The sequence below is a fragment of the Bacillus sp. FSL P2-0099 genome, from assembly GCF_038007445.1.
Taxonomy (GTDB): Bacteria; Bacillota; Bacilli; order Bacillales; family Bacillaceae_G; genus Bacillus_A; species Bacillus_A mycoides.
This window is the reverse complement of record NZ_JBBOXE010000001.1, coordinates 2,033,043-2,054,085: the sequence shown is the minus strand read 5'-3', so window position 1 is coordinate 2,054,085 and position 21,043 is coordinate 2,033,043. Positions and strand designations below refer to the sequence as shown.

General features: G+C 34.4%; 36 protein-coding genes and 2 pseudogenes. 5 read left to right on the top strand and 33 right to left on the bottom strand.

Features of this window, described 5'->3' with window-relative positions; translation table 11 throughout:
• Window positions 1–5 precede the first annotated feature (5 nt).
• A complete protein-coding gene (locus MKY90_RS10555; protein WP_098168019.1) occupies window positions 6–248 on the top strand; it encodes a hypothetical protein in 243 nt (80 codons plus the stop codon).
• Between the two features lie 54 nt (window positions 249–302).
• Here MKY90_RS10555 and MKY90_RS10550 read toward each other — a convergent pair whose 3' ends face one another.
• On the bottom strand, window positions 303–983 hold the full coding sequence (locus MKY90_RS10550; protein WP_215598815.1) for a DUF3600 domain-containing protein: 681 nt from the start codon (window positions 981–983) through the stop codon (window positions 303–305).
• Window positions 980–1,558 (bottom strand): sigma-70 family RNA polymerase sigma factor, encoded by a 579-nt coding sequence (locus tag MKY90_RS10545; RefSeq protein WP_215598816.1) that lies wholly within the window; start codon window positions 1,556–1,558, stop codon window positions 980–982. The genes MKY90_RS10550 and MKY90_RS10545 overlap by 4 nt, the downstream gene beginning before the upstream one ends.
• A gap of 207 nt (window positions 1,559–1,765) precedes the next feature.
• On the opposite strand from MKY90_RS10545, the gene MKY90_RS10540 reads away from it, so the two are divergent.
• Entirely contained in the window at window positions 1,766–2,752 is a 987-nt protein-coding gene (locus tag MKY90_RS10540; RefSeq protein WP_341091281.1) for a quinone oxidoreductase family protein, read from the top strand.
• Between the two features lie 29 nt (window positions 2,753–2,781).
• Window positions 2,782–3,420: a zinc dependent phospholipase C family protein gene (locus MKY90_RS10535; protein WP_002135913.1), complete on the top strand. Its 639-nt coding sequence runs from the start codon at window positions 2,782–2,784 to the stop codon at window positions 3,418–3,420.
• A 44-nt stretch (window positions 3,421–3,464) separates the two neighbouring features.
• On the opposite strand, the pseudogene MKY90_RS10530 reads toward MKY90_RS10535, so the two are convergent.
• The 5 genes and pseudogenes from MKY90_RS10530 to MKY90_RS10510 all read right to left on the bottom strand — a co-directional run.
• Window positions 3,465–3,551: pseudogene (locus MKY90_RS10530) on the bottom strand (VOC family protein); the annotation flags it as partial.
• A gap of 8 nt (window positions 3,552–3,559) precedes the next feature.
• Complete coding sequence (locus tag MKY90_RS10525) at window positions 3,560–4,729, bottom strand: DEAD/DEAH box helicase (protein WP_002012513.1); 1,170 nt, start codon at window positions 4,727–4,729, stop codon at window positions 3,560–3,562.
• A gap of 19 nt (window positions 4,730–4,748) precedes the next feature.
• Window positions 4,749–5,276 carry a hypothetical protein gene (locus MKY90_RS10520; protein ID WP_002065080.1) on the bottom strand — a complete coding sequence of 176 codons (528 nt, stop codon included), beginning with the start codon at window positions 5,274–5,276 and terminating at the stop codon, window positions 4,749–4,751.
• Window positions 5,277–5,366: 90 nt separating this feature from the next.
• On the bottom strand, window positions 5,367–7,055 hold the full coding sequence (locus MKY90_RS10515; RefSeq protein ID WP_002031556.1) for a formate--tetrahydrofolate ligase: 1,689 nt from the start codon (window positions 7,053–7,055) through the stop codon (window positions 5,367–5,369).
• Window positions 7,056–7,148: 93 nt separating this feature from the next.
• Entirely contained in the window at window positions 7,149–7,829 is a 681-nt protein-coding gene (locus MKY90_RS10510; RefSeq protein ID WP_016126822.1) for a class I SAM-dependent methyltransferase, read from the bottom strand.
• Window positions 7,830–8,187: 358 nt separating this feature from the next.
• Between MKY90_RS10510 and MKY90_RS10505 the strand changes: the two genes are divergently transcribed.
• The gene (locus MKY90_RS10505) at window positions 8,188–8,526 is read left to right on the top strand and encodes a permease (protein ID WP_098168022.1); all 339 of its coding nucleotides are present in this window, start codon (window positions 8,188–8,190) and stop codon (window positions 8,524–8,526) included.
• 30 nt (window positions 8,527–8,556) lie between these two features.
• Here MKY90_RS10505 and MKY90_RS10500 read toward each other — a convergent pair whose 3' ends face one another.
• The 4 genes from MKY90_RS10500 to ytfJ all read right to left on the bottom strand — a co-directional run bounded on the left by MKY90_RS10500 (window position 8,557) and on the right by ytfJ (window position 10,573).
• A complete protein-coding gene (locus MKY90_RS10500; RefSeq protein ID WP_002012518.1) occupies window positions 8,557–8,769 on the bottom strand; it encodes a hypothetical protein in 213 nt (70 codons plus the stop codon).
• 69 nt (window positions 8,770–8,838) lie between these two features.
• Window positions 8,839–9,159, bottom strand: a complete 321-nt coding sequence (locus MKY90_RS10495) for a hypothetical protein (protein WP_002118741.1) — start codon at window positions 9,157–9,159, stop codon at window positions 8,839–8,841.
• A gap of 51 nt (window positions 9,160–9,210) precedes the next feature.
• Window positions 9,211–9,987 (bottom strand): hypothetical protein, encoded by a 777-nt coding sequence (locus tag MKY90_RS10490; RefSeq protein ID WP_002085994.1) that lies wholly within the window; start codon window positions 9,985–9,987, stop codon window positions 9,211–9,213.
• Between the two features lie 160 nt (window positions 9,988–10,147).
• Window positions 10,148–10,573 carry a GerW family sporulation protein gene (ytfJ, locus tag MKY90_RS10485; protein WP_002127061.1) on the bottom strand — a complete coding sequence of 142 codons (426 nt, stop codon included), beginning with the start codon at window positions 10,571–10,573 and terminating at the stop codon, window positions 10,148–10,150.
• A gap of 131 nt (window positions 10,574–10,704) precedes the next feature.
• On the opposite strand from ytfJ, the gene MKY90_RS10480 reads away from it, so the two are divergent.
• Window positions 10,705–11,490 carry a GNAT family N-acetyltransferase gene (locus MKY90_RS10480; protein ID WP_098168023.1) on the top strand — a complete coding sequence of 262 codons (786 nt, stop codon included), beginning with the start codon at window positions 10,705–10,707 and terminating at the stop codon, window positions 11,488–11,490.
• A gap of 501 nt (window positions 11,491–11,991) precedes the next feature.
• On the opposite strand, the gene MKY90_RS10475 is transcribed toward MKY90_RS10480, so the two are convergent.
• From MKY90_RS10475 to MKY90_RS10370, 22 genes and pseudogenes are all read right to left on the bottom strand, one after another.
• Window positions 11,992–12,189 (bottom strand): hypothetical protein, encoded by a 198-nt coding sequence (locus MKY90_RS10475; RefSeq protein WP_341091278.1) that lies wholly within the window; start codon window positions 12,187–12,189, stop codon window positions 11,992–11,994.
• Window positions 12,190–12,337: 148 nt separating this feature from the next.
• Window positions 12,338–12,526: a hypothetical protein gene (locus MKY90_RS10470; protein ID WP_098168025.1), complete on the bottom strand. Its 189-nt coding sequence runs from the start codon at window positions 12,524–12,526 to the stop codon at window positions 12,338–12,340.
• A gap of 50 nt (window positions 12,527–12,576) precedes the next feature.
• Window positions 12,577–12,825, bottom strand: coding sequence for a DUF4176 domain-containing protein (locus tag MKY90_RS10465; protein ID WP_061675492.1), 249 nt, complete (start codon window positions 12,823–12,825; stop codon window positions 12,577–12,579).
• Between the two features lie 2 nt (window positions 12,826–12,827).
• Entirely contained in the window at window positions 12,828–12,980 is a 153-nt protein-coding gene (locus MKY90_RS10460) for a hypothetical protein (RefSeq protein ID WP_235707023.1), read from the bottom strand.
• Window positions 12,981–13,038: 58 nt separating this feature from the next.
• On the bottom strand, window positions 13,039–13,299 hold the full coding sequence (locus MKY90_RS10455; protein WP_341091275.1) for a hypothetical protein: 261 nt from the start codon (window positions 13,297–13,299) through the stop codon (window positions 13,039–13,041).
• A complete protein-coding gene (locus MKY90_RS10450) occupies window positions 13,280–13,819 on the bottom strand; it encodes a hypothetical protein (protein ID WP_341091273.1) in 540 nt (179 codons plus the stop codon). The genes MKY90_RS10455 and MKY90_RS10450 overlap by 20 nt, the downstream gene beginning before the upstream one ends.
• A gap of 26 nt (window positions 13,820–13,845) precedes the next feature.
• Window positions 13,846–14,037, bottom strand: a complete 192-nt coding sequence (locus MKY90_RS10445) for a hypothetical protein (RefSeq protein WP_061675491.1) — start codon at window positions 14,035–14,037, stop codon at window positions 13,846–13,848.
• Window positions 14,038–14,163: 126 nt separating this feature from the next.
• Window positions 14,164–14,352, bottom strand: a complete 189-nt coding sequence (locus MKY90_RS10440; protein ID WP_061675490.1) for a hypothetical protein — start codon at window positions 14,350–14,352, stop codon at window positions 14,164–14,166.
• Window position 14,353: 1 nt separating this feature from the next.
• Window positions 14,354–14,542 carry a hypothetical protein gene (locus MKY90_RS10435; protein ID WP_061675489.1) on the bottom strand — a complete coding sequence of 63 codons (189 nt, stop codon included), beginning with the start codon at window positions 14,540–14,542 and terminating at the stop codon, window positions 14,354–14,356.
• Window positions 14,543–14,704: 162 nt separating this feature from the next.
• On the bottom strand, window positions 14,705–14,890 hold the full coding sequence (locus MKY90_RS10430; protein WP_098168027.1) for a hypothetical protein: 186 nt from the start codon (window positions 14,888–14,890) through the stop codon (window positions 14,705–14,707).
• Window positions 14,891–15,061: 171 nt separating this feature from the next.
• Complete coding sequence (locus MKY90_RS10425) at window positions 15,062–15,241, bottom strand: hypothetical protein (RefSeq protein WP_061675524.1); 180 nt, start codon at window positions 15,239–15,241, stop codon at window positions 15,062–15,064.
• A 382-nt stretch (window positions 15,242–15,623) separates the two neighbouring features.
• Window positions 15,624–15,812: a hypothetical protein gene (locus tag MKY90_RS10420; protein ID WP_061675486.1), complete on the bottom strand. Its 189-nt coding sequence runs from the start codon at window positions 15,810–15,812 to the stop codon at window positions 15,624–15,626.
• Between the two features lie 86 nt (window positions 15,813–15,898).
• A pseudogene (locus MKY90_RS10415) lies at window positions 15,899–16,092 on the bottom strand (hypothetical protein).
• Window positions 16,093–16,287, bottom strand: a complete 195-nt coding sequence (locus tag MKY90_RS10410; protein ID WP_061675484.1) for a hypothetical protein — start codon at window positions 16,285–16,287, stop codon at window positions 16,093–16,095. It abuts the pseudogene before it with no gap.
• 13 nt (window positions 16,288–16,300) lie between these two features.
• The gene (locus tag MKY90_RS10405) at window positions 16,301–16,516 is read right to left on the bottom strand and encodes a hypothetical protein (protein WP_098168121.1); all 216 of its coding nucleotides are present in this window, start codon (window positions 16,514–16,516) and stop codon (window positions 16,301–16,303) included.
• A gap of 149 nt (window positions 16,517–16,665) precedes the next feature.
• Window positions 16,666–17,094: a GNAT family N-acetyltransferase gene (locus MKY90_RS10400; RefSeq protein ID WP_061675483.1), complete on the bottom strand. Its 429-nt coding sequence runs from the start codon at window positions 17,092–17,094 to the stop codon at window positions 16,666–16,668.
• A 3-nt stretch (window positions 17,095–17,097) separates the two neighbouring features.
• Window positions 17,098–17,463, bottom strand: a complete 366-nt coding sequence (locus MKY90_RS10395) for a cupin domain-containing protein (RefSeq protein ID WP_061675482.1) — start codon at window positions 17,461–17,463, stop codon at window positions 17,098–17,100.
• A gap of 12 nt (window positions 17,464–17,475) precedes the next feature.
• Window positions 17,476–17,961 carry a GNAT family N-acetyltransferase gene (locus MKY90_RS10390; protein ID WP_002127033.1) on the bottom strand — a complete coding sequence of 162 codons (486 nt, stop codon included), beginning with the start codon at window positions 17,959–17,961 and terminating at the stop codon, window positions 17,476–17,478.
• The gene (locus MKY90_RS10385; protein WP_061675481.1) at window positions 17,958–18,518 is read right to left on the bottom strand and encodes a 2'-5' RNA ligase family protein; all 561 of its coding nucleotides are present in this window, start codon (window positions 18,516–18,518) and stop codon (window positions 17,958–17,960) included. The genes MKY90_RS10390 and MKY90_RS10385 overlap by 4 nt, the downstream gene beginning before the upstream one ends.
• A gap of 6 nt (window positions 18,519–18,524) precedes the next feature.
• Entirely contained in the window at window positions 18,525–19,091 is a 567-nt protein-coding gene (locus MKY90_RS10380) for a GNAT family N-acetyltransferase (protein ID WP_061675480.1), read from the bottom strand.
• A 231-nt stretch (window positions 19,092–19,322) separates the two neighbouring features.
• Entirely contained in the window at window positions 19,323–20,450 is a 1,128-nt protein-coding gene (locus MKY90_RS10375) for a metallophosphoesterase (protein WP_215598819.1), read from the bottom strand.
• Window positions 20,451–20,600: 150 nt separating this feature from the next.
• Complete coding sequence (locus MKY90_RS10370; RefSeq protein ID WP_098168030.1) at window positions 20,601–21,023, bottom strand: GNAT family N-acetyltransferase; 423 nt, start codon at window positions 21,021–21,023, stop codon at window positions 20,601–20,603.
• Window positions 21,024–21,043 lie beyond the last annotated feature (20 nt).

The window sequence follows — 21,043 nt, the reverse complement described above, 5'->3', positions numbered from 1 at the left end:
TTATTATGAAATTAGGGACTTTCTCGTTTCTAACGTTTATCACAAGTATATGTTCTTTCTTTATTTTAAGAGGACCTAATGCAAATTTAACATTAATTATTGTGCTTCTAAGTATTCTTTCATTACTCGGTATTATTTTTGCGATCGCATCAAAGGATTGGCTATTAAAAATAGTTGGTACTGCATTAAATGGAGTCATACTAATATTTGTATATTTCTTATTGCTAGCAAAAGGAATAGGTGGTTAATATATTTACGTTTCAATAAGAAAAGCTCACAGCTTAAGCTATGAGCTTTTTTACTTATCTCACCTTTTCATCTACATACTCCATAAACTGTTCTGCTTTAATAAATCTTTCTTTATACGCTTCAGGTACTTCTTCTACTGTTATCCCACCACTCGATTTCGCTTTTACTAATACAGTTTGATATGACATTAACGCTTCCATATATTGTTCATACTCTTCTGAAGTTAATACTTCTTTACTAGATTTATGGCCATTTAATTTATCAAAATACGGGTGAAGTTCCATTTCTACCTTTTTCATTTCCTCTTTTTTAGCTGGTGATAATTGATCATAATCAATATTACCGTTCGAATCCCCGTACTCAAGCTTTGCATTCGTTAATTTCTTTAGTTCTTTTGTAAACTCTTCATATTCCTTCGCACCCATTTCGTCTTTCGCTTGTGATAACTTTGCATTAAAACGCATGTATCCTTCTAATGTTATAGCTCCGGCATGTTTTTTTAAGTTCTCAAAAGATCCGTATATACCATCCGCCATAATAGATTGGTAAGCAAAACCAGTCGTTGGGATTAAAAATGCGGCTGCAAGCACTCCTGCGATAAGGCGCTTCTTCCTTTTACTTCCCCCGCTCTTCATTTTTATTTGAACAATTACTTTTTCTTTTAACTCCGGCGGGGCAATAATCCCCTTCGCTTCTTCTTGTATAGATTCTCTAACTCTACAATCTAAGCTCATTTCACATTGCCTACCTCTCCTAAAAAGATTTCTTCTACTTGTTCTTTTTGGCGTAGTTTCTTTAATGCCGCATGAATTCTAGACTTCACTGTACCGATTGGAATATGTAATATTTGTGCTACTTCTTCTTGAGAGTAATCGTGTAAGTATCTTAAGATAATAACTTGTTTCAATTTATACGGTAACTTATGAATGAGTTCGATTAATTTTTGATTTGATATTTTACTTACAACATCGCTAGAAAAATCAATTTGTACTGGTTTTCTTTGCTCTTCTGCTTTTTTTATAATTCGTAATCGCATCCACCTCATTCTTCTATAAGAATGAATTTGTTTAATCGCAAGTCCAATTAACCAAGGACGAAATGGCTTCTCGATATCATATTTACGAAGCGATTCATATAGTTGTATGTATATTTCCTGAATGATATCATCTACATCCGTTTTATCTTCTATTAAAAAATGTGCTGTCTTATATACTTCTTGAATCGTTTTATCATACAATTCGCTATATGCTTCTTTATTGCCTGATAAAGTTAATTGGATTAAATCTGTATACACTGTTTCATCTTTCATGTACCTTCCCTCCTTTGTCATACACTATATATTGGCAAGTAATTGATATTTCGTTCGATTTTTTCAAAAAGTTTTTTATATACATTAATATAATGATCCAATGACTTCATAAGCTTCACTTATAACCTTGCATAACAATTATATAATTTTCCAATTCTTAATGAAGATTTAAAATGATTTATATAGTCAAATTTAGGAGGATATTATATGAAAGCTATCGTTGTAACTTCGTTCGGTGGTCCTGAAGTGATGAAATATACAGATGTGGAGATGCCGGCTATTTCAGACAATCAAGTTTTAATTCGTGTTGTCGCTACTAGTGTTAATTTCGCCGATATTAAATCACGTTATGGCAAAAAAGGAAACAAAGCCTTACCTTTTATTCCAGGGATAGATGCAGCTGGTATTGTAGAACACGTAGGTTCTCATGTGAAAAATATTTACCCTGGCCAGCGTGTCATTACTTTTCCTCAAAATGGCTCTTACGCTGAATATGTTGTCGCGAACGAAAATCTTACTTTTGTATTACCTGATGAAGTTGATTTCCAAACTGCAGCTGCCTGCCCTATCGTATCTTTTACAAGCTACAATTTACTTGCAAATGTTGCAGGACTTCAGCAAGGTGAATCTGTTCTAATTCATGCCGCTGCTGGAGGAATTGGTACTACCGCGATTCAACTCGCAAAATTATTAGGGGCTAAAAAAGTAATCGTGACTGTCGGAAGTGAAGTAAAAAGAAAAATTGCTTTAGATGCTGGCGCTGATTATGTTATTTGTCATCAAGATGAAGATTTTGTAGAGAGGGTAGATCAGCTTACAAACGGAGAAGGCGTTAATATTGTTTTAGATTCTATTTCTGGTACTGTGTCCGAAAGAAGTTTAGACTGCCTTGCTTATTACGGTCGTCTCGTCCATTTCGGCAATGCTAGCGGAGAAGTTGGTAGTTTTCAAACGAAAGATTTACACGCAAGTTGCCGTTCTATACTCGGTTTCAGCTTTGGCACTACACGGAAAAAACGTCCTGAATTGCTTCAAGAAACGGCGAATCAAGTTTTCCATTATTTACGCGATGGAAGTTTACAAATTAAAGCTACGAAATCTTTTCCTCTTCAAGATGCAGGGAAAGCACATGAATGGGTCGAAAGTAGACAAAGTACAGGGAAAGTAATACTACACGTTCAGACAGCTCCCTAAAATGAATACATGAAATAGAGGTGTTATTCATGGGATCACGAATTATGCATATCATTATCGCGAGCGGTATTGCTGAGAAACTTTCTATTCAAGATAAAACTTCTTTCTTACTTGGTGGTGTAGCTCCTGATGCTGTTCATTCAAAAAAAGAAAAAGGAACTTCACATTTTTACGCTGGTACAACGAAGAACTATACGAGAAGAATAGATTATGATTCATTTATTCATAAATACGAAGATCATCTGGATTCCCCTTATATTTTAGGTTATTATACCCACCTCATTGCCGATGATAATTGGCTAAGCGGCTTTTTTCTACCTTGGCTTAAAAACAGAATAGAAAACGACGAAACTATCGCACCTATGTACTATAACGATTTTAAATTATTGAACGCACAATTGTTGCATCATTACGATAAAGAACAGCAGCTCTTCGCCCTACTTAATCAAGAGGCTAACATTGTGAATATAGAGGAGATTTCTAGAAAGAATGTTTTAGCTTTTCGGCAATATATTTTTGAAGATATGCTATATCCTGAGCAACACTTGCACGAAAACTTACAAGTGTTTTCATTTGATCAAATCGTTGGTTATATTGAGACTGCAATTGAAAAAGGAACATTTTTTATAGAACAACTCGTTAATAAAAAATTGACTTCAAATATTTAATCCCCCTCATTATTTACGAGGGGGATTTTCACATAACTATATAATTATTTATTTTTTCCCATTACTGCAAAGTAATTCCCTTTACTATCAGCAAAGTTAAACACTTTACCAGAAGGCATAGTTACGTCTTCCCAATTATTTATCTAGGCTTTTTCTTACCAGTAAAAGCTGGTTTCTTTTTCTTTGGTGCTGGTGGTTTCGATTCTACAAATGTTCCTTTGAACATTTCTTGTTTCGTAAACACGATACCTAATTTTTTCGCAAATTGAAGTAATTTACGCTCTTCTTGTTCTGTTACAAGAGAAACAACCGTTCCTTCTTTGCCCATACGTCCAGTACGTCCTGAGCGGTGAATATATTGGTCTACTGTGTCTGGTAACTCTAAGTGGATTACGTGTGTTAAATCATCGATATCTAATCCACGTGCTGCAATATCAGTAGCAAGTAATATTTCTAATTTCCCGCTACGGAACGCGCGCATCGTTACTTCACGCTCTTGTTTGCTTGCCTCTGCATGAAGTGCTGCTGCTTTCATTTTACGGAACTTCAGTTTTTGAGTAATTTCATCTAAACGGAATGGATCATTTAAGAAGGCAACTGCTTTTACATTTCCCATATGCATAACTCTTCTAATATAATCATTTTTTTCACGACGCTCACAAACGATATACGTATGTTCAACTAGGCTCTGTGCCTCTGAACGTGTTACACGTACTAATTGTGGTTCAACTGTCAAATCACGTGCCGCATCTTCTGCAGCTTTTGTTATTGTCGCCGAGCAGAATACTAATTGACGATCGCGCATCGTTGATTTAATTACATCAAGTACAGCACCCATCATCTTTTGTTTTACAATTTGATCAAACTCATCAAATACAATCGTTTTTACTTCATGCATCTTTAATTTTTTCATGCGAATCAACTCTAAAATACGTCCTGGTGAACCGACAATAACTCTCGGATGTTTCTTTAATTTTTCAACTTGGCGCTTAATATCCGCACCACCAATTAAAGACGCACCTGAAATATCCGTTCCTGCTGTAAACTTTTGAACCTCTTCATGAATTTGCATAACAAGTTCACGAGTTGGCGCTAAAATTACAACTTGAGGTTGTTTAACTTCAGGATTAATTTTATGTAAAAGTGGTAATAAGTACGCTAATGTTTTTCCTGTTCCAGTTGGAGATTCAGCAATAACGTCTTGTCCTTCTAAAATAGTTGGAATCGCTTGTTTTTGAATTTCAGTAAATTCTTTAAAACCAGCCTTTTCCCAAGCTTGTTGTAAAAATGGTTGCATATCTTTTATCATTTGTTTTTCTCCTTTATCTCTATTTTTGAAGAAAATGTTGTATTGTTCGCACCGTTTCTATCATGTGTGAAATAACAGCTATTAAATCATCAACATGGTCTTCTGTAATCGATTTTTGAAATAGAACCTCTACCTTATTATGATATGAAATCGCTTGCTTATTATATTCGTATGAAATTTTTTGCGTAATCATTCGCTCTTTTCCCCATATAGAATGCAATAAAGTTTCAATTTCTTCGCATCCTATCTCTGGTTGCTCCATTTCGAACGAGAATTCCAGCTTCATTTCACAACCTGGTATAAACTGAGGTACTTCTAATATTTCACCTGATAAATTCTTTGCATCAACAGATAGTGAAAATGTCGCCTCTACCATCGTTTTAAATGTTTCTGTTAGTTGAAATGAAATACTATACATACGACTTAATGAAGCAAGGTCCATCACATCTTTTCGATCCGTTACGAGAATATCACCGTGTAAATCGAAATCATAGACAGCTCCTTCCACAATTACCTTTAAATTTTCAAAAGCAGTTGGATCAAACATAATTTCCTCCAAAAAACAGGCGCCTTTCGATGGAAAGGCGCCACTTGATGTATATATAGTTTACAGATAAACGAGATGAATTACAACCTTTTAGAATAAACCTACTGCTTTTCCATCTTCATTTACATCCATTTGTAGCGCAGCTGGCTGTTTTGGAAGGCCTGGCATTGTTAACATTGTTCCTGTTAACGCAACGATAAACCCTGCACCGATAGATGGTTTTAATTCACGAATTGTAACGATAAAGTCAGATGGGCGACCTAATTTTGTTGCATCATCTGAAAGAGAGTATTGTGTTTTCGCCATACAAATCGGTAGGTTACTCCAACCTTCTCCCTCATATTGAGCTAATTGCTTACGTGCTTTCGGAGCAAATTCAATATCTTTTGCGCCGTACACTTTTTGAGCAATTGTACGAATTTTTTCTTCTAATGGTAATTCCAATTCATAAAGTGGTGCGTAGTTGTTTTCACCTTTTTCAATTTCTTTTAACACTTTCTCAGCAAGGTCAACTCCGCCTTGGCCACCTTTCTCCCAAACTTCTGTTAAGGATACTGCATAGCCACGCTCATTGCACCATTCTTGTAAGTATGCAACTTCTGCATCTGTATCAGTAATGAATTTGTTAATGGCAATTACGAAAGGAACACCGAAGCTTTGAATTGTTTCAACATGCTTCTGTAAGTTCTCCATACCTTTTGCTAACGCATCTACATTTTCTTCTTTTAATTGATCTCTCGCAACACCACCGTGCATTTTAAGCGCACGAATAGTCGCAACAATAACTACCGCTTCTGGTTTAATACCAGCTGCACGTGCTTTAATATCTAAAAACTTCTCGGCACCTAAATCTGCACCGAATCCAGCTTCTGTAATAACATAATCACCTAATTTTGCTGCCATTGTCGTAGCGATAACACTGTTACAACCGTGAGCGATATTCGCAAATGGTCCGCCATGAATGATAGCTGGTGTATTTTCTAATGTTTGTACTAAGTTCGGTTTTAATGCATCTTTTAATAGAAGTGTTAACGCTCCTTCTACTCCTAAATCTTTAACTGTTACAGGTTGATTTGAAAAATTATAAGCGACAACAATGCGAGATAGACGTGATTTTAAATCTTGAATATCTGTTGCAAGGCAGAATACGGCCATAATTTCAGATGCTACTGTAATATCAAAGCCATCTTCACGTGGTACACCTTGAACCGGTCCACCAAGGCCAATTACTACGTTACGAAGGGCACGATCATTTAAGTCAACACAGCGTTTCCAAACGATTTTACGCGTATCAATTCCAAGTGTGTTTCCTTGTTGGATATGATTATCAATGAACGCCGCTAATGCGTTATTGGCAGTTGTAATCGCATGAATATCTCCAGTAAAGTGAAGGTTAATATCTTCCATTGGTACTACTTGAGAATAACCACCACCTGCTGCTCCGCCTTTTAATCCCATTGTTGGTCCAAGAGATGGTTCGCGAAGTGCAATTACTGTTTTCTTACCAATTTTATTAAAAGCTTGACCTAAACCAACTGTTACTGTTGATTTACCTTCTCCTGCTGGAGTTGGGTTAATCGCTGTTACTAAAACAACTTTACCGTCTTTCTCATCTTGTAAACGCTTAAAAATATCAAGAGATAACTTGCCTTTATAATGTCCGTATGGCTCTAGTTCTTCTTCTAAAATATTTAAATTAGCTGCAATTTCTTGAATCTTCTTCATACTTGCTTCTTGTGCGATTTCAATATCAGATTTAACTGTTGTAGTAGTTGTCATATACCCTAGTCCCCCTTTAATTGATTCTGATGATATTGTATCAGTTTTTTGTATTTTCTGCACTTATTTACCTCCTAAAACCCTACAATTTTGTTATACGTTTTTTAACATAAATACCCATAAAAATGTTAACGCTTGTTGTAACTCTGTAGGTAGCTGACCTAATATCTTCTCATTTACTCCGCGCTTATATACGCCGGTACCATCTACAACTTCAAATCCTTGTTCTTTTGCTAACTGTTCAAATTCCCAAGGCATCATCGTATTGCAAACAACGTCTTTGCCATATAGGCGCGGATAACTGTTCTCTCTCGGTTTTGCTGTCGGTCCTAAAATTGCAATACATGCGTATCCATCTTTCTTTAAAACACGCTTTATTTCATTTAATGCTCGCAACGGCTCCTCGGTCCATTCTAAAGAATTAATTGCCATAATTGCTTCAAATTTCTCATTTTCAAATGGTAATGAAGAAAGATCACCTTTTATAAAAGATAAGTTTGGGTCTTCTCCGCGCTCCTTACCCTTTTGAATCATAACTTCCGATAAGTCCACCCCAACCGCTTTGTAGCCAGTAAGACTTAATTTATATGTACCATACCCATCACCACAGCCAACATCTAACACTTGTACTTCCTTTTCCACGTACTGCTCAAAAAATGGAATGATTGTACTCCTGCTCCCGCTATCCCACATTTCTTGACTATTTTGATTCCAAAACTCTGCATTGTTATCCCATTTTTTCTCTGCCGATTCATGCCAATTAAACTTCGCCATACATTCCCCTACCTTCACGTATTATCATTCATTTCATTCTACATCATGTTCCAAAATCCCTGTTTATCTTCATAAGGAGATAAAGTGAAACTTTAATCAGTGGGAGTGTTTGTTCGTCCCCCACTGATTATTATTTGAGCAATCGGGCTTTCACTGGCAGCCCGACTCCCATCTAACTTCTTTGCTCCAGCCGAATTTTGAGGCGGGGGTCTTACTGCACGGCAAATAGCGGGATAAACAGGATAACAACGGAATCTATTTTCTCCAATTTTTGCTTTACTTGGGTTTAACTCATACTCATGTTCTGCTCCTTATGAAAGATACTATAGATACACCCAATTGAAAGAGAGGGATGTACATGCGAAGAAAGAGAAATCATCATTTTAAAAGTGGTGAAAAAAACGAAGAGTATGCAGCTGAAATATCTCCGGCTGGTATTCCGATTAGACATGAGCGCAAAGAAATTGCAAATGAAATAGAAGGTACAAATACCGGTGCAATCATCGGCTATGTCGCATTATTTCTTTCGTTATTCTCCATTGCTTTTTATCCTGTTACACTCGGCTCCCTTGCTATTTTAGTTGGCTTATTAGCTGTCAATTTTGGAGCGAGAACACTTGGATATACCGCAATTGGTTTTGGTAGTTTTTCTGTTTTATTTACTTTACTCTATCCGCTTGCTTTGTCAGCGTTTTAAAAAAAACACACCAAGTTATACTTGGTGTGTTCATTCATGATACAACATAATATGACCGCATCCACAACAATGCTTCGCTGTAATTTCTTGAAAAACTGGATAATTTTCTTCATCTCTATGCTCAATAAACACCTTTTCAAATCGGTACATGTTTGGCGCATATGCCCAATCTTGTTTCGTACGTGCATATAATGTTGAAGAAAAAAACTCCTCACCACCACAAACGATACATCCCTTCTTCATCAATACCCCTCCTATGCTTGTCTTACTTCATCTATATGAACATAAACATAAAAAAAAGACCTTCTATTACTAGAAAGTCTTCTCTGAAACAAAAAGAAATGTACCGAATATACCTACTCCGCTATATTCTTTCGTAACACCAGCTTCTGTTTTATACGTTTGCTTTACAGTCATAAAGAAAACACCATTTCGTGCATCAATACTTTCAAACTGTAATTTCTCTTTTTTTTCATCTACATTTTGCGTGCATTCAAAGCTACTCTCGTCACATTTCAATGCATACTTATCCTCTAAATACAATTTAAAATCTGATTCTTTCGGACAAGTTATAAGTAATATTGCCACGAGAATAATACTTACAATACCCACAATTGTATAATATTTCTTCATTTGTTCTCCTTTCAAAAGACAAGAAAACTTGACTTCATGCGCCAAGTTTTCTTAGTCTACAACCCATTGCCACTCTTGTTCTTTCTTATCAAAAATGAGCCAACCCGTTTCTGTTGCTTCCGCTTTCAATTCATCGATATTATCTAGTACCTCATCCGTACTTTCGAATGATCCTACTACATATACCGGAATTTCAAGACCTCTTCTCGACTCAATTTTCCCCGCTAAATCAATGTATAACCCATCTTCCATTAACGGCATAAGCCCAAGGATAACTTCCTTTGAAATTGCTGGGAAAATTTTTGATTTTTGGAAGAAAGTAAAACGTTTCTTTCCAAACGAACCGAGTTTATATGGAATCACTTTACTTAGCATTCCTACAAAATCACCGATTCTACGGTAATACACTTTGTTGTACCAACCGTCATCATGTGAAAAATAAACGAATCTATTCTTCAACAATGGGAAGAACGTTCTTCCAAGTGGTTCTTTTTTGTGAGCCAAATATAATAATTCTGCAATTTCTTTTGGCTCTAACTCATCTAAATCGCTTGCATCATCGAAATCTACCCAACAAAATTCATCAAATTCATCAATCTCTGCTTGAATGAGTTTATGTATGTTTTCTTCCTCAACATATTCAAATAAAGTATGATAATGAAAATCTGTCCACTCAAAATTATGCTTTAAAAGCAATACTTGATGGAGCGGTGAAGGGATGTTACTTGCAAACTCTTTAAACGTAATTCCAGATGTAATAAAACAATGACCCCGACGATTACCATTAATATATATCATATTGTTTACTTGGTCAGATCCTCCAGACAAAGCACCTAGCCACCTTCGTTTTATATGTTTCAATTCTATAGCATATTTTAACATGAAAAATTTTAGAAACATAGAAAAAACTTCAAAAACTATTTACAATTTCATGTGTTTTATTACATACTGATTACAAGAAAAAACGCCTGCTTATGAGCAGGCGTTTTTAAAGGATTTCATCTGGGTTTTGAGGGTGATGATTTCCCTCTTTCTTTTCATCTGTTTGGAACATCGATTGAATTTTATCAATTGTTTGTGGAGCTAATTCAATTATTTTTTCTGCTAAATGTGTCGCATTTTGTAAATGAAGAATATTTACCCCGTCTTTATTCACGACTAGAAATGCTACTGGTGTAATAGAAACACCACCCGCGCTACCGCCACCAAATGCAGGGTTACCGTTCGCTCTTTGTCCATCATTCGTTTGGAAATCAGAACCTCCTGCTCCAAAACCGAACGCTACTTTAGAAACCGTTAACACTACACCACCGTCAGCCGTTTGAACAGGCTCTCCAACAATCGTATTTACATCGACCATTTCTTTTAAATTTTCCATTGCCGCTTTCATTAACCCTTGAATTGGATGATCCACCGTTCATAACCTCCTTTGTCATATCTTTCCTAGTTTTTCCGAAAGTTGGTGAACTAAACATAAAATTTTATATTGATTTCAAAAAACTTAAGTTGTAATATTTAGAAAAATAAAAAAGAGGTCGATTTTTTATGATGAGAAAATTAACAAAGAAAGATCATGAACAAGTATTCGCTTACCTAAAAGAAGAAGCAGCCCTTAACTTGTTTATTATTGGGGATTTAGAAGCTTTCGGTTATGAAACAGACTTTCAAGAATTATGGGGCGTATATAAAGAGAATGGAACATTAAAATCGATTTTACTTCGCTTTCACGATACATTTATACCGTATAGTAAAGAAGAGTTTGTGGTTACTGACTATGAGGCACTTCTTTCCGCATATAAGCCGCTTAAACTCTCTGGCAAGTCAACTATTGTAGAAAGATTTGAAACTGCTCCAAGTGTACAACTAGGCGCCAAAAATGAAATGTATTTTTGCGAATGTCTAAATGACAGCAACTTACCTAACACACCAATTCATGAAACAATTAAACTTGCCTCACTCGATGATATAGAACGAATTATGAAATTACGAAGTGACATCGCTGAATTCCCAACTGCTAATGAATCAGAGAAAATGTTAAGGCAAGCTATCGAAACTAAAACAGGACGTACATACTATATTGAAAAAGACGGTGTAATCATCGCATCCGCCTCTACATCCGCTGAAAATTCATTATCTGCTATGGTTGTTGGAGTCTGTACACATCCGAATCATCGCGGGAATGGATATGCTTCGCTCATATTACAGAAAATGATTCAAGACTTCACAAATGAAGGCCGAACGCTTTGCTTATTTTATAACAATCCAGCTGCAGGACGAATTTATAAGCGATTAGGGTTTAAAGATATTGGAATGTGGACGATGTATCGATAATAATGCATAATACACGCAGAATAGGCTGCCTATTATAAGTAGCCTATTCTGCGTATAACTAATATCTATTCACATGTACTCCGCTTGTCGTTACTATATGATATACTATGAATTTACTTGTTAACTCTTGTTAATTTCTATAACATAAAAAAACAATTTAAATCTTTTATCTTTACAACTGAACCAATTAGGAACGCTTTATCGTTATTCTCTGTTCTTATTTAGATATATTTTTCGACTTGCTACTGAAATTTTCTAATAAATAGGAAATTCCAATACCTACTCCACCAATAATTAGAGCAACAATAGCTGTTAAAACCCTTTTTCCCATTGGCTGCGGAAAGAAGAAGGAAGAAAAAAATAACACTGCGGTAAAGATACACATTAAAATACGCCCTTGTTTAAAACATGCTTGATTGCTCCTTTTTCAATAATCATAATGATTGGTTTCACCTCTTCTAGTTTAACTACTGTTCCAATTGGAGATAGTTTCATAGGTATTTATTCTCCTCTATTTGTAAATTTTTTAGCTAAACGGTCAAATAATACTGAACTTCCATATGCCAACATCCCAATGCCAATCATAGCAATACTGAAAAATAATTTCTGCCATAAATTAAATGGGAAAAACCACCCTGCAATAACAAGTACCATTGTACCAATAATAATAATAATCATAAATCTGCCTTGTTTAAGCATAACTTCGCTCCTCTTTTTCAAAGAAAAAATGAACCCTCCATTACCATGAGGGTAACGTTAAAAGAGGCAACCAGTAGGCCACCTCCCAAGTAAAACTATTAGTCATACATGTTACATATTTTCAGCTGTTATTCCATACAATCTATCTCTATTTTGCCCTCTTCTTTTTTCGATTTCTAAATATAATCTCTAACACTACTACTGTGGTGAATCCTACAGTTAGTTGTAAACCTGTAAACAGCAGTTTATCATTTAAAGGAATATCAGGTGCACTCCACAGTAATACCGGAGGGATAAGTATACCTATGATTACAAGAGTTCTCATTATCTTTCCCATTTTGTTTCCCCTATCATGTTTTTAAAATCTATATGTATTTTTCATTCTTTTTACAATTCTACTAATTTCTCACGTAGAATCAATTCACTCTCAGTCATATACCCTCTATGCATTTCCTCTATAATCTTGCCATGATTAAATCCCAACACTTTTTCATCACCTAAATATCCAACAGGATAAGGAACACCTACATAGTCAAAATCACGTTTATCTGCCGAGACAGCCATTCTTCCAATTATCATAATTAGGTGTTCTATACCCTCTAGTTTAACAACTGTTCCAATTGGAAAAAGTTTCATAGTTATTTATTCTCCTTCTTCTTATTGAATTTTTCTATGATATTTACAACAACAGAGTTCCACACCAAGGAAATTACAGTAAATAAAATTGCAACCAAAGCAACTACAATTCTATCTTTCCATGTGTCATGTACGACCATTGACAGTATCATCATTATTAGTCCACCAGTACATATAATTATTTTTGTACCTTTACGCATATTCAAGTTATCATCACTCTTCTTTCTGAAATTTAAAAGAAAATCCTCCACCATAACCGTTAGGAGCTACTGCGGACAAAGCAAATTCTTGACCTGCACGGATTTTATAACCAAATCCACCAAGTATTAATTCTCCTTTAACGGTGATATCATAGTCACCAATTCCAGGGATAAAATCAGGGATCTTAATTCTACTAACTTCAGCTTCGTACGTTTGTACAGCGACCATCACTTCACTCTTAGCAGTAAAACCCTCAAGTCCCTCCCTGTACATAAGAAGCTGTCCCTTGTTTACTAGTGAAAGTAACACTCTCACCAAGACCTTTGGGTGAATTATAATTATAGACAATAGACTCTTCCGCAACTGCACCTTCCAATTTTATTCCTATCATATTTTTTTGCAAAACGTCTTCTTTAATAGAATTTAAAGTGTAAGGTAGATTCATCTCACCCGAGCCAGTAAGCGCTTTGAATGTAAAGTTTGTTTTATCAGACAGTGTATGCTTGGAAGTCATTACAGTTCCGTTAAGCTTTGCACCAAATCTGCCATCCTTTAGCGCTTCTGCACTACCTTGGAAATACTCGACATCATTTTGAGATTTTGCCTTCGCTATCATATAATTCATTTGATCCACTTCATAGAAACAATTTTTATCAATACTAATAAATGCACCGATAGCTGATAAAGAGTATAAGGGAAATTCTGGTGTTAACCCTAGATTATTTGTACAAAAAAAGAGAAACCGGTGTGGGTTACTCCTCTTGAAATCACTCTTAATAGGTACTATTATCATGATGATTTTCCCCTATTGTATTAGCCTTATTTATGTTTAAATTTACTATACGTTCGTTCGTGAAGTTTATTAGAACCAAGGGCACATGCTCCTAAAATAAGAACACCTATAATAAATCCAATCTTTTTAGGTAATTCATAAGGAGACATAATAGCGACTACAAGAAATATAGCAATTGCGACATATGTAATATATTTTCCAGTCTTAAATGGTTGCATATTAATATGCTCCTCTCTTAATCTTCAAACTTAATGGTACCACCTAGTCCATAACCATCTCCAACATATAATACCGTTTCTTATCCTAATTATTATTGGATTATCCCTATCCTTTTTCAAACTTTATTATTGTTTAAATTTGTTATGTATTCGTCCTACCACTTTATTGGCCCCCAACGAAATAGCTCCTAAAATAAAAACAAAAATAATAAGAGCAATCTTTTTAGATAGGCTATATGGCAATAACATAGAAAATATAAGAAGTATCGCGACTGCAACATATGTAATATATTTCCCCATTTTAATTGGATCCATCTCAACTTCCCTCCTTTGTTTTTTCAACTTTAATAAATCCTCCAAGTCCAAATGCTTCTCCAAAGTAACCGTCTGTCTCAGCATCTAATTGCACCCTAGAGCCAGATGAACCTAGTTCAACTTCTCCTATTGCTATCAGATTATGATCTCCTATAACTAGAGTGAAATCTAATATAAGAAAAGATTTCATTCAACTTCTTACTTATTAACCGGAACTTCTATTGCTAGTTTGGCTGTCTACATAGTCAAAATTACATTTATCTGCCGATTCAAGCATTCTACCAATAATTATAAAGATTGTTTTATTTCGTTTAGTTTCAATACTGCTCCAATCGGAAAAAGTTCATTCATTTCACTTTTTATGTATCTTTTGATAAACTCGTTCAAATAGAACTGAAGACCCCACAGCTATTACACCAAATAAAAATACTACAAGTACATTTATTAATCTTGTTTTATTGTCTGCAGGCACCATAAAACTCGCGATGAGTGTTACTAATGTGCCAATAATAATTATAATTCTTCCTTGTTTTAACATTCAGTTACTCCTTTTTCTTTGTCCAAGCTACCTTTATAGCCATATTAACTGAATTTGTATTCATCTATATTTAGAATAATCTCAGAAATATCTATTTTTCTTCATTTCAATTTATAGAAAAGAAATGCTCGTGTAACTCTCCTTCTATAGAAATACTCATCAATCCAAGTTTCATTTATTTATCCTCCTGCTAATATAATCCATTAAAGTAATAGCTCCGATCCCCATAGCTCCCCAGAAAACCATACTAAATGTATATATTACCTTTTCCTTAATTGAATATGGACCCATTAGTCCAACAATGATTGAAATTACAACTCCTATAATCATTACAATTTTCGCAATTTTCATCATCCTACTGCCCCTTATCCATCTTCTTATTAAATTTTTGATTCACCATAATTAATTTATTAGCAGGATATACCTATAATAAATTAGATCCTTCCTTTCTTAAACAAACTAATTATTTCTATCTCTCTCTAAATTTATTAGTTATATATTCTACTAAGCTTGTAGTCCTAAGAGACATTACACCCAATACAAGTATAAAAGTGAAAGTAATAATTTTCCCTTTTAAATCGAAAGGAAAAAACAAACTAGCAATAGCCATTGCTATAAACCCAACAATTTTAATAATTTTTGACGATTTAAACATTCTCTTATTCCTCTCCCAAATATTCTTGAATTTTGCGAACAACCCACCAACTACTTTTCAACTTGGTAAAATTTTTATTTATTCCTCTTTTCTTTGCTTTTTAATAATGTAATCTAATAAAGTAATTCCACCTAACCCGATTGCACCATAAAAGACCATACCTAGTGTATGTACTATCTTTTCTTTTAACGAAAATGGAGCTATTAGTCCTGCAATGATTACTATTACAATTGCTATTATCATTACGATTCTTGCAATTTTTATCATCCTATTACTCCTTATCCGTCTTCTCAAGATTTACAAATCTACACCTTTGGGTTTTATTACTGTTCCCACTTGTAAAAGCTTCATAGTCACTCTCTTTCAGTTTTTATTCCCCTAATAAATTCCATTATATATGTAAATCCAATTGCTAATCCGCAAAAAACAAGTACAAAAAAAAAGTAAGAATATGATCCCCTAATGACTGCGGAAAAAATAATGAAAGTAATGCAATAATAGGTACTGTTATTAAATATATAGTTCTCATATGTTTAAAAGGGCGCATTTATTTACTCCTTTTTCTATTGAATTTCTCCATAATATTTATAACAATTGAGTTCCATACTAGTGAAACCCCAGTAAATATAAGAACAGCTAGCGAAATAACAATTTTATCTTTCCACGTTTCTCCATTTATCATAGCGAGTGTAATGAATAATACTGCAGCAATACATATTACTATTCGTGTTACTCTACGCATTTTAATCCCATCCTCACTCTTCTCTCTTTAATTTAAATGAGAATCCTCCACCATATTCATTAGGTGCTGTTGCGGAAAAGCCTGATTCTTCACCTGCACGGATTTTATAACCATACCCACCCAGTATGATTTCACCTGTAACATTTATATCATAAAATACTGATATAAGGATAAAATCAGGGATCTTAATCTTCGTAATTTCCGCTTCGTATACTTGCAAAGCTATCATGTTTTTTTCTTCATATTTATAGTAATTTTTGCTACTTTCCCTCAATTTTCACCCCTATTATATCTTTTTCAAAAAATCTTATTTAACTGCATTCCAACTATTAGATAAATTAAATTCAACAAGAGCACTTCCCGCCGGAAATATTTCTCTCACTTCAAAGTCATAATTACCTGTCTTTCAACAAACCCAAAATCTTCGTACATCTCTTTTGCAAAATTCCCAGCAAATACATTCAAACGAATTTCGGAATACTTCTCCTTCAATTCCTTAATGCCAGCCTCCATCAATTCTCGTGATAATCCTCTCCCGCGATATTCCGGGAAAACGTATAACTCATATATAAATCCAAGTTTTTCACGAGAAAAATAATCAGTATTTTCCCCTATTAATATCCAACCCATTACTTTATTTGCTTCTTTAACGACTAAATAATATGCTCCCTTTTCTATAATTGGCTCTGTAATTTCAATCGCTTTCTCCGTACTTAACTGACAATTTCCTCTCGTCCCTTCAAAAAGCGATTGAGCTGCATATTTTAATATTTCATTTGTATCTTCTTGATTTGCCTTTATTATCATTTTTCACAACTCCCCTTGAATAATAGGCATTATTATCGCTTGTTCAAGATTCTCCACTTCCATAACAATTGCCATCAAGCCCTTTTCCGTACTCGTCTCATGTAACTCACCCTTCTCCCAAAATACAGCTTGTCCAGCTTCTACCTTCACTTTTTCTTTATCTGCCCCGCATACATATCCTTCACCATCCACAATAAGAAGCAGTTGAGATACAACTGCTTCATGATATCCGATGATTCCATTCTCTTGTAGATGCATAGAACCGATATGTATATTCCCTTGATGTTTTAATATTTTTGACATTATAAAATTAGATTGAAATGCTGATATATGCTCTCCCACTTTTTCACTGAAATCAAAAATTTTCATTTCTGATCCTCCTTATATGTATAAAACCATTCTCACTGTTTGCAGCATATGTCCTTCGAAATCTTCTTCAAATTGCTCTAAAGCCGCAAAACCTTTTGCTTCATAAAATCGTTTTCCTTTTTCATTTTCCGCTTCTACATGAATGTACATTTTTCGAATCCCTTTTAACGTCGTGATCCCTTTTTGTAACAAAGCTGTCCCTATCCCTTTCCCTTGCTGATCTGGCAACAAATAAATTGCACCTAATTCTGCTTCGTTTTGCAGTCTAATTGGTGAAAAATTTGCAAAGCCAATTACTTCTCCCTCTTCTTCCGCAACAAATAAATGTGTATTTTCAAGGCGATATTTCATTTTTTCATCGGAATACGCTTCATTTAAAAAGTTGTCTTGAATCTCTCCCGGAATAATTCCTTCGTAAGTATCATGCCAAGCTATTTTCGCTACGTTTTGTACAGCATGAATATCTTCTTGCTTCATTTCTCTAATTACATATGTCATCTCGATGTCTCCATTCTCTTTAAATTACACTCTGCTAAAATACTAGAAGAAACGGCAAAACCATCTTCATAATTTACCTTAATTAATTTTAACTTCTCAATCGAAGCTAGTGTAACATCAAACTTTTCATATATATATTCCATTACACTTAAAAATTGATTTGAATTTAACCCATTAGCAATCGTGCAATGTGGAACCCATTTTCCTGGTACGTAATATGACTGTAGATTATCATGAAAAACTTTGAAATAATCATGATAAGAATGATGAAGTCTTAATAACTCATCAGTAATGGTTGGTGCTAGAAAGATCGTTCCGTTAGTAGGAAAAGTTCCAACTGAAGGAAAAGTTACAGCGGAGATGTTCTCTTGAAAAACTACAAACTCCTCTAATTTCTTCGTGTATAAATTAACATCTAACTCATTATAATCAGCCAATGTAATATGTGGTTCTACTCCAGCTAGTTGATTTATTCCAATTATATTTGTTAATTCATTTTGCAATTCTCTAATTTTATTAGTGAACACACAATCAAATGTAGCAATAATAGCGTACATGCTTCCTCACCCCTTCGTTACACATAGCACTTCCCATTCTTCACGAATCATTCCCATTCGAATAGAATCATAGTATGTCCCGTTATAATATCGGCATTTTCGCATTCTTCCTTCTAAGCTCATTCCTATTTTCTCTGCTACTTTCATCATTCTTTCATTGCCAGACCAAGTTGTAAGCCCTACTCTACCAATCTCCATATTTTCAAATAGTAAGTCCCTATATAATGTTAATGCTTCTGTACCATATCCACCGTTCCAGTATGCTGGGTCATAAATTACGATTCCCATTTCTAACCAACGCGTCGGTTTATGCTCCCAATAAAATCCGACTGTCCCTATAATTTGACCGTCATTTTCGACAATTAAATTCGATAGCGGCTCTTCTATTAAACGTTTTTGTGAATTTTCTTTATATGGCGTGTATTCTTGCATTGATATTGGAAAGTATGGTGCATCCCATTTCTTCCATTCTGGGTTTTCTTCTTTATATACAATACTCCATAATGTTTTTATATCTGATTCCTCAATTGTACGAATTGTAACTTTGTTCCCCTTTAATATAACGTTTTGCATAATTTCCTCCTACATCTCTCTTTATTTCATATATAATTATAATGTTTTTTCTGAAAAATCAAAACAAAACTATACTCTATATTGTATAATTTTGTTATAAAATACGAATTATTTATGTAAATTAACCAATTTTTTCGAGTTTAATCTAGAAACGGAATTTCGGAAAAATTAGATGAAGTACGAACTCGTAGCATAGTTAATAAAAAAATAGGAGGTTATATCCCTCCCATTTTAGCTAAATATTGCATTTCCCTTCTTTTCTACCTCAAGTAGAATTCCTTTCTCTATCCAGCCTTCTACACCATCTTTTTTAATTAAATCATATCCCATGCAGCTACCATCAATTAAAGAAACTGTATCCCCTTTTCTAATACTGATTTGCGCACAAGAAATATCCGTTTTCACTGTATACTCACCTGATTCAAGTTGCTTTATATACTCGTTTTTCACATGAAGTAATTCATTTGTTCCTAGTTGTTTACATACGGTAAAACCTTTCATTCTCTCCACAGGTTCTATGTAATAATGTGGATATGTAACCCAGCCCTGCATTACTGAATTCGCATTAAAATCGGCCAATACTTCATACTGTGGAAAATGATCTACAAATGTATAAGAAAACGTATCACCTGAAGTTGTCCTCTGAATAATAAATGCATTTAATTGCCCTGCTTCTTTAATCGCATTACCACCATCAATCGCAATAATTTTTTTCTCCTTATCAATAACTGGATTGTTAGACGGCGCCTCTTCGGAATAGTTCACAACAGGCCAATGTCCAACAATTACGTACTTATCCGCTCTATGTGACTTATTAAAAAACTCCGGCATTGCAATTGCATTTTTCCTGTCTGTTTGTCTCCAATTCTCTCTATCTTCAAGACCAGCATGTACAAAGATATAATCTTCTGTTTCAATCGCTGTCGGCAATTCTGTTAGCCACTTTATTTCTTTTGAAAAATAGCTCATCAATATGTTTTTCACTTCACAAATATCACTTTCTTCATTAACTGTAACGTTCAATTGCCCTAGCCATTCATTAAAAATTGTATTTTTTCTCGTACATAAATAATTTATTAGCGCAGGATTTTCATTTACAAGCGCTTCAACTACAACTTCACAATTCCCTTCAATTACATAAACATTTGGCTTGCTAACTACTAAATCCATCACATAGTTTACGACGCCAATGCTATCGTTCCCCTTCTCACAAAGGTCTCCATTTATAATTAAATAATCATCATCTTTAAAATTAACTTTATGTAATAATTCCTTTAAAAGATTTAATTCGCCATGAATATCAGATATTACGATAACTCTTACACCTTTTGGGATTAATAGTTTCTGAATTTTTTCCAAGTATAAACTCTCCTAACCTTCTTTTAATTCCATATTATCGTCTCAATTATAAAGAGACTATTCGACAAAATAAGTAATTACCCCTCCTCATTCTTCAATTCTAAATTAAAAGGGGTTCCATATGCTCTCACACATAGAACCCCCTTACTATTATAATTCTTTATAAAAAGAATAGCTTACCTTATCATAGCCTTCTCTTTCATAAAAACGATGTGCATCAACTCTTGGAAACGCTGATGTAAGAACGATAGAACTGCACCCTTTTTCTTCCCCCCATTTTTCTACATATGACAGCAGAACCTTACCATATCCTTTTGATCTGTGAGCTTCTGCAGTTACAAGATCATATACGAAAACATGTTTCTCATTATAAAAATTCGTACAAATCGCTACACCAGCTAGACTAACAACTTCGTCATCTTCATTCTGTAACGAGAGTAGTTTATAATTTTCTTTTTTCATTTTTTGAAATAAAGAACTTGCTTCTTCTCTTGAAATTTTTGTTCGTAATTGCTGTAATACAGGGAATACATCATATAAATCAGATTCTGTTACTACTTCTCTAATACTCATTATAATTCTCCCCTTTCTAT